This is a genomic window from Pseudarthrobacter sp. MDT3-1 (genome assembly GCF_054510755.1).
The window spans coordinates 17,377-31,495 of the sequence record NZ_JBTNDX010000011.1; the positions used below are offsets into that span (position 1 = coordinate 17,377).

11 protein-coding genes and 2 pseudogenes are annotated in these 14,119 nt (G+C 64.6%); 9 read left to right on the forward strand and 4 right to left on the reverse strand.

Features of this window, described 5'->3' with window-relative positions:
* Positions 1 to 19: 19 nt before the first annotated feature.
* The 5 genes and pseudogenes from ACX80X_RS10405 to ACX80X_RS10425 form a co-directional block, all read left to right on the forward strand.
* Positions 20 to 1,528: pseudogene (locus ACX80X_RS10405) on the forward strand (CoA-acylating methylmalonate-semialdehyde dehydrogenase); the annotation flags it as partial.
* A gap of 178 nt (positions 1,529 to 1,706) precedes the next feature.
* Positions 1,707 to 2,624, forward strand: a complete 918-nt coding sequence (locus ACX80X_RS10410) for a sugar phosphate isomerase/epimerase family protein (protein ID WP_252599414.1) — start codon at positions 1,707 to 1,709, stop codon at positions 2,622 to 2,624.
* Between the two features lie 28 nt (positions 2,625 to 2,652).
* Entirely contained in the window at positions 2,653 to 3,666 is a 1,014-nt protein-coding gene (locus ACX80X_RS10415) for a Gfo/Idh/MocA family protein (RefSeq protein WP_252563952.1), read from the forward strand.
* A 114-nt stretch (positions 3,667 to 3,780) separates the two neighbouring features.
* Complete coding sequence (locus tag ACX80X_RS10420; RefSeq protein ID WP_252599413.1) at positions 3,781 to 4,653, forward strand: sugar phosphate isomerase/epimerase family protein; 873 nt, start codon at positions 3,781 to 3,783, stop codon at positions 4,651 to 4,653.
* Between the two features lie 32 nt (positions 4,654 to 4,685).
* Positions 4,686 to 6,128, forward strand: a complete 1,443-nt coding sequence (locus ACX80X_RS10425; RefSeq protein WP_252599412.1) for a sugar porter family MFS transporter — start codon at positions 4,686 to 4,688, stop codon at positions 6,126 to 6,128.
* A 179-nt stretch (positions 6,129 to 6,307) separates the two neighbouring features.
* Here ACX80X_RS10425 and ACX80X_RS10430 read toward each other — a convergent pair whose 3' ends face one another.
* The 4 genes and pseudogenes from ACX80X_RS10430 to ACX80X_RS10445 form a co-directional block, all read right to left on the reverse strand.
* On the reverse strand, positions 6,308 to 6,931 hold the full coding sequence (locus ACX80X_RS10430) for a Gfo/Idh/MocA family oxidoreductase (RefSeq protein ID WP_459311989.1): 624 nt from the start codon (positions 6,929 to 6,931) through the stop codon (positions 6,308 to 6,310).
* Positions 6,932 to 6,982: 51 nt separating this feature from the next.
* Positions 6,983 to 7,294, reverse strand: a pseudogene (locus ACX80X_RS10435) (Gfo/Idh/MocA family protein); the annotation flags it as partial.
* 146 nt (positions 7,295 to 7,440) lie between these two features.
* Positions 7,441 to 8,460, reverse strand: a complete 1,020-nt coding sequence (locus tag ACX80X_RS10440) for a sugar phosphate isomerase/epimerase family protein (RefSeq protein ID WP_252563947.1) — start codon at positions 8,458 to 8,460, stop codon at positions 7,441 to 7,443.
* Complete coding sequence (locus ACX80X_RS10445) at positions 8,457 to 9,644, reverse strand: Gfo/Idh/MocA family protein (RefSeq protein WP_252563944.1); 1,188 nt, start codon at positions 9,642 to 9,644, stop codon at positions 8,457 to 8,459. The genes ACX80X_RS10440 and ACX80X_RS10445 overlap by 4 nt, the downstream gene beginning before the upstream one ends.
* A gap of 154 nt (positions 9,645 to 9,798) precedes the next feature.
* On the opposite strand from ACX80X_RS10445, the gene ACX80X_RS10450 reads away from it, so the two are divergent.
* The 4 genes from ACX80X_RS10450 to ACX80X_RS10465 all read left to right on the forward strand — a co-directional run bounded on the left by ACX80X_RS10450 (position 9,799) and on the right by ACX80X_RS10465 (position 14,037).
* Positions 9,799 to 10,812, forward strand: a complete 1,014-nt coding sequence (locus tag ACX80X_RS10450; RefSeq protein ID WP_459311918.1) for a LacI family DNA-binding transcriptional regulator — start codon at positions 9,799 to 9,801, stop codon at positions 10,810 to 10,812.
* A gap of 148 nt (positions 10,813 to 10,960) precedes the next feature.
* On the forward strand, positions 10,961 to 11,956 hold the full coding sequence (locus ACX80X_RS10455) for a substrate-binding domain-containing protein (RefSeq protein ID WP_205630641.1): 996 nt from the start codon (positions 10,961 to 10,963) through the stop codon (positions 11,954 to 11,956).
* A gap of 64 nt (positions 11,957 to 12,020) precedes the next feature.
* On the forward strand, positions 12,021 to 13,088 hold the full coding sequence (locus ACX80X_RS10460) for an ABC transporter permease (RefSeq protein ID WP_058929934.1): 1,068 nt from the start codon (positions 12,021 to 12,023) through the stop codon (positions 13,086 to 13,088).
* A gap of 13 nt (positions 13,089 to 13,101) precedes the next feature.
* Positions 13,102 to 14,037 carry an ATP-binding cassette domain-containing protein gene (locus tag ACX80X_RS10465; protein ID WP_058929933.1) on the forward strand — a complete coding sequence of 312 codons (936 nt, stop codon included), beginning with the start codon at positions 13,102 to 13,104 and terminating at the stop codon, positions 14,035 to 14,037.
* Positions 14,038 to 14,119 lie beyond the last annotated feature (82 nt).

Sequence of the window (14,119 nt, forward strand, 5' to 3'; positions counted from 1 at the left end):
CCAAAGGAAGTCCAACACCATGTCAACGACGACCGTCACCACCACCATCAACCACTTCATCAACGGGGCAGAGACCGCCGGCGTTGGCACCCGCACCCAGCCGGTCTACAACCCGGCCACGGGCGCCGTCTCCGGCGAGCTGCGGCTGGCCAACCGGGCGGACCTCGATGCCACTGTTGCCGCTGCCCGTGCCGCCGCCGACTCCTGGGGTGACATCTCCCTGGCCAAGCGCACCGCAGTGCTCTTCAAGTTCCGCGAGCTCGTCGCGTCCCATGTTGGCGAGCTCGCCGAGCTGATCACCGCCGAGCACGGCAAGGTCCTCTCCGACGCCAAGGGCGAGATCGGCCGCGGCCTGGAGGTCATCGAGTTCGCCTGCGGCATCCCGCAACTGCTCAAGGGCGACTACTCCGACCAGGTCTCCACCGGCATCGACGTCTTCTCGTTCCGCGAGCCGATCGGTGTGGTTGCCGGCATCACCCCGTTCAACTTCCCCGTCATGGTGCCGCTGTGGATGGCGCCGATGGCCATCGCCACCGGCAATGCCTTCATCCTCAAGCCCTCCGAGCGGGACCCCTCCGCGTCGATGCTGCTGGCGAAGCTGTGGAAGCAGGCCGGCCTGCCCGACGGCGTCTTCCAGGTCCTGCACGGCGACAAGGAAACCGTCGAGGGTCTCCTGACCCACCCTGACGTGGATGGCATCTCCTTCGTGGGTTCCACCCCGATCGCCCAGTACGTCCACGAGACCGCCACCAAGCACGGCAAGCGCGTCCAGGCCCTGGGCGGCGCGAAGAACCACGCCATCATCATGCCCGACGCCGACCTGGACAACGCGGCAGACCACCTCGCCGCCGCAGCGTTCGGCTCCGCCGGGGAGCGCTGCATGGCCATCTCCGTGGCCGTCGCCGTCGGGGACGCCGCAGACCTGATCGTGAAAAAGGTCGAGGAGCGCGCGCTCGCCGTGAAGGTCAACAACGGCACCGCTCCCGACGCCGAAATGGGCCCGGTCATCACCCCGGACTCCAAGGAACGCATCGTCCGGATCGTCACCGAAGCCGAAGCTGCGGGAGCGGCGATGGTGGTGGACGGCCGCGACCTGGTGGTCCCCGGCCATGAAGACGGCTTCTGGGTCGGCCCCACCGTCCTGGACCACGTCAAGACCGAAATGACCGCCTACACGGAGGAAATCTTCGGCCCCGTCCTCGTCGTGGTCCGGGTGGAGGACCTGGACGCAGGCATCGCCCTGATCAACGCCAACCCATACGGCAACGGCACCGCCATCTTCACCTCCTCCGGCGCCAACGCCCGCAAATTCCAGCGCTCCGTCACCGTCGGCATGATCGGCATCAACGTGCCCCTGCCCGTACCGGTCGCCTACCACTCGTTCGGCGGCTGGAAAGCCTCACTCTTCGGCGACAAGCACATCTACGGCCCCGAAGGCGTCTCCTTCTACACCCGCGGCAAAGTCATCACGTCACGCTGGCCTGAAGCCAGCCACGCCTCCGGCGCCTCCTACAACTTTCCCTCCCACGCCGACGACAGCCACCAAGTCCGGCACGATGGAATCGCGGAGGGACTCCCTGACGAGCTGGCCGTAGGAGAGGACGCCGTCCCTGGACGGGCCGACGATGCTTCCGAAGGGCGCGGACGGCGGGACTGACCCACGCCCGACCCTACCGGCCCGACAACACAGAAAAGACAACGCTGTCATGACAGACAAAGAGAACAAACTCATCATCGGCACCGCGCCGGACTCCTGGGGCGTCTGGTTCGCCGACGACCCCAAGCAGACCCCGTGGGAACGGTTCCTCGACGAAGTGGCCGAATCCGGCTACAAGTGGATCGAACTGGGCCCCTACGGCTACCTGCCGAACGATCCCACGCGGCTGGCCGAGGAGCTCAAGGCCCGCGATCTGAAGGTCACCGCAGGGACGGTCTTCACGGCATTCCACCGCGGCGCCAAGCAATACGACGAAGCCTGGGAGCCGGCCCGCAAGGTGGCCGAACTGACGGCAGCCATGGGCGGCGAGCACATTGTGGTCATTCCCGCCATGTGGCGCGACGATGTCACCGGTGAGGCAGTGGAGAACGGCGAGCTCTCACAGGAACAGTGGGCTGACCTCTTCGCCGGCCACAACCGCATGGGCAAAGTCCTGCTGGAGGACTTCGGCCTGAAGCAGCAGTTCCACTCACACGCCGATTCGCACGTTGGCGCGCAGCAGGACATCGAGACCCTGCTGGCCTCAACGGACCCCGAATACCTGAATCTGTGCCTGGACACCGGCCACGCCGAGTACTGCGGAGCGTCCAGCCTTGAGCTGATCAAGAACTACCCGGACCGCATCGGCTACCTGCACCTGAAGCAGATCAACCCGGACATCCTCAAGAAGGTCAATGCGGAAAACATGACGTGGGCCGCTGCCAACCTGGCCGGCGTCATGACCGAACCGCCCAACGGTCTTCCGGACCTGCGTGCGGTCATCGAGGCGGTCGAAGGACTCAACCGTCCGATCTTCGGCATCGTGGAACAGGACATGTACCCAGTGGCCTTCGACGTCCCGATGCCCATTGCCAAGCGCACCCGCAACTACCTGCTCTCGTGCGGCTCCCGCACCAGGGTCAGCTAGTACCCCCTGATACCTAAAGGACAGAACAATGACTGATACTCTCCGCGTTGCCGTTATCGGCGCGGGCCGCATGGGCGCCGACCACATCAAGCGGCTCAGCACCCGCATCCACGGCGCCGAAGTGGCCGCCGTCGTCGACGTCGACCTCTCCCGGGCGCAGGCCGCCATCGAAGGGATCGACGGCGCCGTGGCCCTGGCCAGCGCCGACGAGGCACTGAACAACGGCGACGTCAACGCCGTGCTGATCGCCACGCCGGGCTTCCTCCACGAGGAAATCTTGTACAAGGCACTGGAGAAGGGCTTCCCGATCCTGTGCGAAAAGCCGCTCACCCCTGACGCCGAAAGTGCGTGGAAAGTTGTCCAGGCCGAAACGGCGCTGGGACACAAGCGCATCCAGGTGGGCTTCATGCGCCGCTTCGACGCCGAATACGCCGCCCTGGGCTCCGTCATCCGCGACGGCGAACTGGGCGAGCTGCTGATGCTCCACCACCAGCACCGCAACCCCACCACGCCTGCCGGCTTCACCAACGAGATGCTGATCAACGACTCCGTGGTCCACGAGTTCGACGCCATCCGCTTCTTCACCGGCGAGGAAATCACCTCCGTGCAGGTCCGCCTGGGCAAGGCCACCCGCAACGCCCCGAGCGGCCAGCACGATCCGCAGCACGTACTGCTCGAAACCGAATCCGGCGTCCTGGCCGACGTCGAGATCTACGTCAACGCCAAGTTCGGCTACGAAGTGGCCACCCAGGCCTCGTTCGAGGACGGCATCGTTAGCATCGGCGGGGACAAAGGACCCTACACCCGCAGCGCCGGCCGCTGGGGCGGGAACGTCACCCCCGGCTTCGAGGAGCGCTTCGGCGCAGCGTACGACGTCGAGGTCCAGGCCTGGGCGGACGCTGCCCGCCGCGGCGAAATCGGCGGCCCCACCGCCTGGGACGGCTACGCCACCGCAGCCTGCTGCGAGGCCGGCGTCGAGGCCCAGAAGTCGGGCGAAAAGGTCAAGGTCCAGCTGAACGCTAAGCCGGACCTCTACAGCTAAAGCCCCGCCCGCTCCCGTAGTTTTTGTCCAGATAATGCGACTTTGAGGCCCTTTCGGCGCATTATCTGGACAAAAACTCAGTTAGATCACTGACTCGTTCACAAAGGAGTGACCATGAAAATCGCCTTGGACCCCACCCCGTTCCACCACAGCCACAGCCTGCTGGAATTTCCGCGCGTGGCCGCCGATCTCGGTTACAAGTACCTGCAGCTGACCCCGCATGCGGACATGATCCCGTTCTACAACCACCCCAAAGCCGACGATGAGCTTGTGGCCCAGATGAACAAGGCCTGCAAGGATGCCGGGGTCGAAATCGCGTCGGTGCTTCCCGTGCTGCGCTGGTCGGGTCCGGACGAGGATGCCCGCGAGGCAGCGGTCCGCTACTGGAAGCGCGCCATCCAAATTGCCGTGGACCTTGGCGTCAGCACCATGAACACCGAATTCAGCGGCCGCCCCGAAAAGGCCGAAGAATCCGAGCGCGCCTTCTACCGCTCCATGGAAGAGCTGCTGCCGATCATCGAGCGTGAAGGCCTGGATGTCCTGATCGACCCCCACCCGGACGACTTCGTCGAAGACGGCCTGGCCGCCATCCGCGTCATTCGTGGCATCAACTCGCCCAACATCGGCATGGTCTACGTTGCCTCGCACTCGTTCCACATGGGCAACAAGCCCCTTGAAATCATGCGGGCAGCGGGGGACAAGCTGCGCCTGGTCCACGTCTCGGACACCATGGACCACCACGCCTCCCACGGCCTGCGCTACATCACGAATCCGCCCGGAAACGCCGTGCGGGTGCACCAGCACCTGAAGATCGGCGACGGCGACGTGAACTGGGACGAGTTCTTCGGCGGGCTCAAGGAAATCGGCTTCCTGGACAAGGACAACACCGTCATGGTGTCCAGTGTCTTCGCCGAAGACGACAACGCCGAGGACGTGTCCCGCTACCAGCTGGAGACAATGCGCAACTACGCCGCTCAGGCCAAGTAGTGGTGGGGAAGACGGACCAAAGCAACGGAACCATGACGAATCCCGGCACAGTCCAATCCGACGCGCCCGGCACCACCAAGCCGAACAACCCGGCCAAACCGGCAAATCCGAAGAAGTTCATGCGGAAGGTGGCGCTCTTCTCCACGTTCGGCGGGCTCCTGTTCGGCTACGACACCGGCGTCATCAACGGCGCCTTGCCGTTTATGCAGCGGGACCTCGGACTGACGCCGCTCACCGAAGGGCTGGTCACGTCCACGCTCCTGTTCGGCGCGGCCTTCGGCGCCATCAGCGCAGGCCGGCTCTCGGACCGCTTCGGCCGGCGTAAGACCATCATGGGACTGGCCCTGATCTTCGTCATGGCCACCATCGCCTGCACCATCTCGCCGAACACGGAGCTGCTCATCGCGGCCCGGACATTCCTGGGCCTGGCCGTGGGCGGCGCCTCCGTGATTGTCCCCGTGTACCTCGCGGAAATGTCCCCGGCGGCCCAACGCGGCCGCATCGTCACCCAAAACGAGCTGATGATCGTCACCGGCCAGTTCCTGGCCTTCACCTTCAATGCAGTACTCGGCAACGCTTTCCCCGAAGAAACGCACGTGTGGCGCTGGATGCTGGTTATCGCCACGCTCCCGGCCGTGGTCCTGTGGTTCGGCATGCTGGTCCTGCCGGAGAGCCCGCGCTGGCTGGCGTCGGCCGGCCGCTTCGGGGCCGTCCTTGAGGTGCTGCGCTCCACCCGCGCCGCCGGCGACGTCTCCGCGGAGTTCGACGAGGTACGGCAGGCAGCCCGGGAGGATTACCAGGCCAGGATGGGCACGTTCAAGGATCTCACCGTTCCGTGGATCCGCAGGATCTTCGTGGTGGGCCTGGGCATGGCGATCATCAACCAGATCAGCGGCGTCAACGCCATCATGTACTACGGGACGTCCATCCTTTCCTCGTCCGGATTCGGCGACCAGGGCGCCTTGATCGCCAACGTCCTCAACGGCGTCACGTCGGTGGCGGCCGTCGTCGTTGGCATGTATCTGATGACGCGGGTGCCCCGCAAGCCCATGCTGATCGTGGGACTGTGCGGCACGGCGTCGTCCCTGACGGCCATCGCGCTCGTCTCCATGCTCCTGCCGGAGAGCACGTTGCGCGGCTACCTAGTGCTGCTGTTCATGGTGACATTCCTGGCTTCCATGCAGGGCTGCATCGGCACTGTCACCTGGCTCACCATGTCCGAGATCTTCCCCATGCACGTCCGCGGCATCGCGATGGGCATCTGCGTCTTTGTGCTTTGGATGATCAACTTCCTGATCGGGTTCTTCTTCCCGCAGATGGTCTCGTGGATCGGGGTTTCGGCGACGTTCTTCATCTTCGTGGCACTGCAGCTGTGTGCCATTGTCTGGGTCAAGCGCGTCGTTCCGGAGACCAAGGATAAATCCCTGGAGGAGCTCGAGCACCTGTTCAAGCAGCGCTCAGGCGTGTCTGTCTAAGGTGACGCCGCACCCCAAGGTGACACAAAAACGCCCGACGCCGGCCGGCGTCGGGCGTTTTTACGTCCAGCGGGTGCGGGGCCATGGACGCTCTCTCACTTCCTGCAGGAAAATCCGGATCCCTCTCTCACCAGGTGAGAGAGGGATCCGGGAAAACGCGCAGGAAGTGAGAGAGGGTGCTAGAGCGCGACCACCGCGTTCTCCAGCGCACTGCGGCGGGCCGCATCCAGCACTTCCAGGGTGCGGATTCCTTCGGTTGCCGGTACGGGCTCGGGTCCGTCACCGCGGACTGCGCGGGCGAACTCTGTATAGAAGCCGGCATAGTTCCCCTGTGCCGAGGCAATGGCCTTGCGGCCGTCCCTCGTGGACAGGGTGCCCCAGTTTTCGGCCGAGTCGATGCCCCACGTTGCCGGTTCCTCGATCGGACGGCGTCCCGACATCAGGGCGTCCGCCTGAACGTCGGCGCCGGAGGTGACGTAGCTTCCCCTGCTGCCGTAGGCCCGCAGTTCCCGCGTGGTGGAATGGTTGAGTTTGCTGGCGGACACCGTGGAGACGGTTCCCGACGCATGCGTCATGGTGACAACAAAGCCGCAGTCCGTCCGTTCGCCGAAACGATCGGTCCAGTCCAGGGTCGCGTGCACGTGGCTCGCTGGCCCCAGCAGCCACAGCATCTGGTCAACCAGGTGGCTGCCCAGGTCCCGCAGGAGCCCGCCGCTGGCACCAAGTTCAAGGCTGTCGGCGTTGTCCTGGTCCATGGTCGAATGCACCCGCCACGTCTCGCCCAGTTCCCCTGAGGCCAGCACGTTGGCGAACGTAAGGATATCCGCGTCGCGGCGCCGGTTGTGGTCGACGTTCAGGACAACGCCGGCCCGGGAGGCGGCCTCGGCGAGTTCACGCGCAGCCTCCGCATTCGGGGCGAAGGGTTTGTCGGCCACAACGTGCACGCCCGCTGTGATGGCTTCCATAACCAGGTCACGGCGGGTGTGGGGCGGCGTGGTGATGGTCACCGCGTCCACGCCGGCGTCGAGCAACTCGGCCAGACTCCCATAAACAGGCAGGCCCGGGAAGTCCGCTTCCGCCTGCGCCCGTTTCGCTTCCGAACGGGCCACAATGCCCACCAGCTCGACTCCCTCGGCCGCTTCAATGAACGGGGCATGGAAGTACCTGCCGCCTGCTCCCTATCCGACAATGCCAATACGCATGTTCGTTTCCTTCTCTTTTAGGGATGGCCTGCCTCCGGTCACAGCAAGGGGGCGACGCATATGCGCCGCCCCCTTGCTGTTCACAGGCCTTTGCCTGACGAATTGGTTGGCTAAGCCGTCAGGTTCAGCGAAGACCTGAGCGCGGCGTCAGCATCCCGCAGCACCTTGGCCGCCACCTGCAGGCCCTCGATCCGGCCCAGTGAGACGTCCTCGTGCTCGATGTTGACCAGCATCTCCGGGTCTACCTCGTGCAGGGCCCGGAGGAACTCTGTCCAATAGGCGGTGTTATGCCCGCGGCCCAGAGCCACGAAGTCCCAGGCAGAGTTCTTGGGCCACTCGTTGGCCCACTCGTCGCCGCCGAGGTTGGTGCGGTTTTCCTCCGGCGCGAGCCGGCGGAAGCTGTTGTCCAGCACGCCGTACAGCGCAGCGTTTTCGGTGTTAACACGGACATCTTTCGCCGCCGCCTGAAAGACGAGCGGTCCGAGTTCGCGCACGACGGCAACCGGGTCCATCTGCTGCCAGAACAGGTGGGAGGCATCCAGTTCGACGCCGACATGCGTTGCGTTGGTCAGCTCGATCAGCTTGTGGACGTCGGCGGTGTTGAAGACGAGGTTCTGCGGGTGCAGTTCGAGAGCCACCTTGACGCCGTGGTCAGCGGCCAGGCGGTCGGTTTCCTTCCAAAACGCTGCGGCCACGCCCCACTGGTAGTCCAAGACGTCCAATGCTGCCGAGTTCCAGGCGTTGACCACCCAGTTGACGGTGGTGGCTCCGGGCTCTCCGCCGGGCAGGCCGGACATCGTAACTACCCGGTCCTGGCCGAGGCGGCTGGCCAGACGGATGGAGCGACGAATATCTTCGGCGTGCTTCTCGCCGATCTCACGGTTGGGGTGCAGCGGGTTGCCGTTGCAGTTGAGTCCTGCGATGGAAACTCCGGTGCCCTCGAAAAGGGCCAGGTAGTCGTCGCGGGCGGCGTCGCTTTCCAGGATCTGGTCCATGGTGGGGACGTGCACGGCGGGGAGAAAGCCGCCAGTGTTGATCTCGATACCGGTGAGGCCAAGCTCGGCAATGACCTTCAGTGCTTCGGGAAGTGGCCGGTCATGCAGGACTGCGTTGTAGATACCGAGCCTCATAGCGTGATCTTCTTTCCGTTGTTGAGGGCGGATTCGGCCACTGCGCCGAGCAGTTCCATGTTGCGCACGCCTTCGTCGAACGTGGCGCAGCGGGGGAGGGACTCTTCTTCGCTGAGACCGGCGACCTCTTCGAGGAACGCGCGGGCCTGGTAGCCGAAGGCGTCGTTCTGGCCGAAGCCGACTTCGGGGGCGTCCATGGCAAGACCCCCGGCGATGTAGGGGTGCCCCGGGCCGAGGATGACCTGGCGGTAACCGTTCTCGTTGCCGGAACCGTCGTTGAGGAACAGCTGGATCTCGGCCGGGCGGCGCTGGTCAAATTTGGCGGCACCGTTCTCGCAGAACACCTCGAACTGCAGGCTGTTGGCGTGCCCGGCCGCAACCCGGGAGACCTCAAAACTGCCGGCGCCGGTTCCGAACTCCGCGTTGAAGGCTGCGTAGTCGTCGTTCTCGACGGCTTCGAAGGTGTCGCTGACGGCAGCATGGTCGTGGCCCATAACGGCCGCGAGCGGCAGGGGCCGCTTGTCGATCACGGTGCTGAGGCTGCCGCCGGTGATCGACTTGATGTCGCCACAGAGGAACTCGGAAATGTACGTCAGGTGGCTTCCAACATCGGCGAGCGCACCGGAGCCGGGGCCGCCCTTGTAGCGCCAGCTCATGGGAGCGGAGGGGCTGAAGCCGTAATCGGTCCAGTAGCGGCCGCTGAAGTGCAGGACATTACCGAGGACGCCGTTGCGGATCAGGTCCCGGATGTAGGCGATGCCGGGGGTGCGGCGGAACGTGAAGCCAATACGGGCGATCGTTCCGCCGGCCTCGGCCGCGCGGGCTGCCTCGGCCATGGCGCGGGCGTCTGCCAGGGAGTCGCTCAGCGGCTTTTCGCACAGCACGTGCTTGCCGGCCGCGAGCAGGCCCTCCACCACTTCGCGGTGAAGCGAGTTGGCGATGACCACGCTGACGACGTCGATGTCATCGGCTTCGGCGATTGCCTGCCATGACGTGTCGTTGCGTTCGTATCCGAAACGGCGGGCGGCCAACGAGCCGAATTCGGCGTTGACGTCGCCGATCGAGACCAGGCGCACCGGGGGAAGTACCGGGCTGTAGAGGGCAGACGCGGTGCGGTATGCAGCAGCGTGGGCTTTGCCGGCCATGCCTGCACCGATGACGGCGACGCCTAGGCTTTCAGCCATTGATTTCTCCTTTGAAATTCAGCCGCGGCGGGAAGTTCCAACGGCATTTTGTAGCGCTACAATTTAGTGCACTGGATCTGAGCGTATCCATGTATGTATGTCCTGTCAATCAACTGGCGGATATCCTCAAGGGCAGACACGAAAGGCACCTCCGATGACGTTGCACAGCCCCAAGGCACGACGCCCGACGATCTATGACGTGGCGAAGCAGGCGGGCGTCTCGCCGTCGCTGGTTTCACTCGTACTGCAGAATCCCGCGAGGGTGAGCGAGAAGCGCCGCGAAGCCGTCCAGGCGGCCATCTCGGAGCTCGGGTACCGCCCCAGCCGCGCCGCCACTACGCTTGCCAGCAGTCGCACGAAGAGCATTGGGCTGGTGATTGACGACTACCGGAACCTGTGGTTCGTCGATCTGCTGCGGGGGATGGAGTCTGCGCTGACGGAACATGGCTACCAGGTCATGCTGGCTGATTCCCGCCCCGGGGAGAACCGCATCCAGGAAGCTGCCGACGGTTTGCTTGCCATGCACGTTGACGGGCTGGTGATAGCGGCGGAGCCAAGCGCGTCAATGTTGGCTGGGGCGGGGGTTCCGACGGTCGTGGCTGGGTGGCGCGATGGTGTGCCGGCCGGCGCTGATCTGATTACCAACGACGACGACGGTGGCGGCGGCATGGCGGCCAGCCACCTTCTGGGGCTCGGCCACATCCGGATAGGCCACCTTTCCGGATCCGGCGGTGCCGCTGCGCACCGGCGCGCGGGCTTCCTCAGCCGGCTCCGGGTGTCCGGCGCCGAACTTCGGATTGCGGGGGAGTCGGGCGGCACGTCCGAGGAGGATGGCTACGCCTCGACGTGCTGGCTGCTGGACCACTATCCGGACACCACTGCCATCTTCGCCGCCAATGACACCATGGCCTTGGGTGCCTTGGGTGCCATCAAGGCGCGCGGGCTTGCGGTCCCTGCGGACATCTCCGTGATCGGATACGACAATTCAACCCTGGCAAAGTCGCGGTATCTGGAGCTGACCTCAGTAGACAACCGAAGCGATCTGGTGGGCGTGGATGTGGCCAAGGCGCTGCTTGCACGCATTCGCGACGCCGCGGTTGGCCCGCAACGCAAGCTGATTGAGCCGGCCCTGGTTGTTCGCGGGACCACGGCGCGGCCGGCATTTTAGGGCGGCCGCAGTAGGCTCCTAACGTAAAAACATCCTAATGTCAGGACAAACTATTGACATTCGTGAGTTGAATCACCATGATCGAGGTAGACAGTGCTCCGGCAGTTGCAGAGTGGCAGCCCGGACCCTGAGATCAAAGGAGATTAACGTGGCTAATTTTTCTTGGCGCAAGGCGGCTCTCGTGGCGGCAGTTGTTCCCATGATGGCACTCAGCGCCTGCTCCAGCACGGGCGGGAAGCCGGTTGAGGGCGGCGGCGCCGCCGGCGGCGGTCAGGTGGCCACCACAGACCGCATGAAGGTGGCTCTCATCACCCACGCCGCGGCAGGCGACACCTTCTGGGACATAGTCCGCAAGGGTGCCGAGGAGGCTTCAGCGAAAGACAACGTGGAACTGCTCTACACCAGTGACCCGGAGGCCGGACGCCAGGCCCAGCTCGTCCAGCAGGCCATCGATCAGAAAGTCGACGGCATCGCCGTTACCCTCGCAACCCCGGAGGCCCTGAAGGACGTCCTGAAGAAGGCCACCGATGCCGGCATTCCGGTGGTCAGCCTCAACGCCGGCGAGTCCGTGTCGGCGCAGCTCGGCGCATTTACGCACTTCGGCTCGAATGAGCAGCTTGCCGGCCAGGCGGTGGGCACCAAGCTCGCCGAACAGGGCTTCAAGCACCCGGTCTGCGTCATTCAGCAGCAGGGCCACGTTGGCCTTGAAGCACGGTGCGCAGGCGTCAAGGCCAAGGTTCCGGGTGCGGAGATTCTCTACGTCGACGGCAAGGACATGACCGGCGTCCAGTCCACCGCCACCGCGAAGCTCCAGGCAGCCAAGGATGCAGACGTCATCATTGGCCTCGGCGCACCGATCACCCTCACGCTGCTCAAGTCCGTCGCGGACGCCGGCAGCTCTGCGAAGGTTGCCAGCTTCGACCTGAACGCAGAGCTCGCCCAGAAGATCGTGGATGGTGACGTGATCTTCACCGTGGACCAGCAGCCGTGGGCCCAGGGCTACATGTCGGTCGACTCGCTGTGGCAGGCCAAGCGTGGCGGCTTCAAGCTTGGCGGCGGCCAGCCGGTCTTGACCGGTCCCACCATCGTTGACCAGTCCAACGCTTCCGACGTTCTCAAATTCGCCCAGCAGGGCGTCCGCTAGATCCGGGACTCAGGCCGTGCGGCGGGCAACCGCCGCACGGCCTGACCAACAAGGAGTTCTTCCTATGGCAAAAACAGCAACCCTGCCCCCGGCACCGGCTTCAGCAGCCGGGCCACGTGGCGATGAGAGAATTGGGCGGCGGAACCCGCTCCAGACGCTCCTGGGCCGTCCCGAAGTCGGCGCGCTTGTAGGAGCGGTGGTCCTGTTCGTCTTCTTCGCGTTGGTTTCCCCGACGTTTACCCAGCCCAATGCCTTGGCGACCATTCTGTACGGCAGTTCCACGATCGGCATCATGGCGGTGGGGGTTTCTTTGCTGATGATCGGCGGGGAGTTCGATCTTTCCACCGGTGTCGCGGTGATCTCATCGGCACTGACGGCGTCGATGTTCAGCTGGTACTTCAGCACGAATATCTGGGTCGGGGTTCTCCTGGCCCTGGTGGTCTCCGTGGGCATCGGTTATATCAATGGCTGGATTTTGATGAAGACCAAGCTGCCCAGCTTTATCGTCACCCTGGCCACGTTCCTTATGCTGACCGGCCTGAACCTGGGCCTGACCCGGCTGATCGGCGGCTCCGTGTCGTCGCCGTCGATCTCCAGCATGGACGGCTTCGCCTCCGCCCGCGCGGTGTTCGCGTCCTCGGTCTCCATCGGCGGCATCGATGTCAAGATCACGGTGTTCATCTGGATCGCGCTGGTCGCCGTGGCCACCTGGGTGCTGATGCGGACCCGGGTGGGGAACTGGATCTTCGCCGTCGGCGGGGACGAGAATGCGGCCCGCGCCGTGGGTGTGCCGGTCAAGGCCACGAAGATCGGATTGTTCATGGGCGTGGGCTTCTGCGGCTGGATCCTGGGCATGCACAACCTCTTCGCTTTCGATACGGTGCAGTCCGGTGAGGGTGTGGGCAACGAGTTCCTGTACATCATCGCCGCGGTGATCGGCGGGTGCCTCCTGACCGGCGGCTATGGTTCGGCGGTGGGCGGCGCGATCGGCGCGTTCATCTTCGGCATGGCCAACAAGGGCATCGTCTATGCCCAGTGGAACCCCGACTGGTTCAAGTTCTTCCTGGGCCTGATGCTGCTGCTGGCCACCATCATCAACCTCATCGTCAAGCGCCGCGCGGAACTCAAGTAAAGGGGCCGGAGAAATGAACGCCAAAGAGATCGACCAACAGACCCTGCTCAAGGATGAAAAAGATCCCCTCACCCACACCCCCGTCCACTTGCTCTCCCTCGACGGAGTAGGCAAGCACTACGGCAACATCATCGCCCTCTCCGATGTGACCATGGCCGTGGACAACGGCCGTGTCACCTGCGTACTGGGCGATAACGGTGCGGGCAAGTCCACCCTGATCAAGATCATCGCCGGACTGCACCAGCACGACGCCGGGGTGCTGAACATCATGGGCGAGGAACGGAAGTTTGGTTCGCCCCGTGACGCCCTTGACGTGGGCATCGCCACCGTCTACCAGGACCTCGCGGTGGTGCCCCTGATGCCCATCTGGCGGAACTTCTTCCTCGGTTCGGAGCTGACCAGCGGTTTCGGCCCGTTCAAAAGCATGGACGTCGAGAAGATGAAGGCCATCACGCTCAAGGAACTTGCCGAGATGGGCATCGACCTCCGCGACGTGGAACAGCCCATCGGCCAGCTGTCCGGCGGTGAGCGCCAGTGTGTCGCGATCGCCCGCGCCGTGTACTTCGGCGCAAAGGTCCTGATCCTGGACGAACCGACGGCGGCGCTGGGCGTCAAGCAGTCCGGCGTCGTGCTCCGCTACATCCTGCAGGCTCGCGACCGGGGACTCGGCGTCATCTTCATCACGCACAACCCGCACCACGCCTTCCCTGTCGGGGACCGGTTCCTCCTGCTCAAGCGCGGCAAGTCGATCGGCTACTACGACAAGAAGGACATCACCCTGGACGAGCTCACCGCCCAGATGGCCGGCGGTGCGGAACTGGCGGAACTCGCCCACGAGCTCGAGCAGCTCGGCGGACACGGCGACGTGGTCAAGGAAGTGCAGGCAGAGGTCGCTGACGTTACTCACAACCGAGAGACGTCAACGGAAAGCAGCCCCCGGCACGTGTAACAGGACCGAGGCGGGGCCCGCCGGAAAACGGACGGGCCCCGCCCGCCGTGCCACGGCGCGAAGGTCACGGCAAAGATAGCGA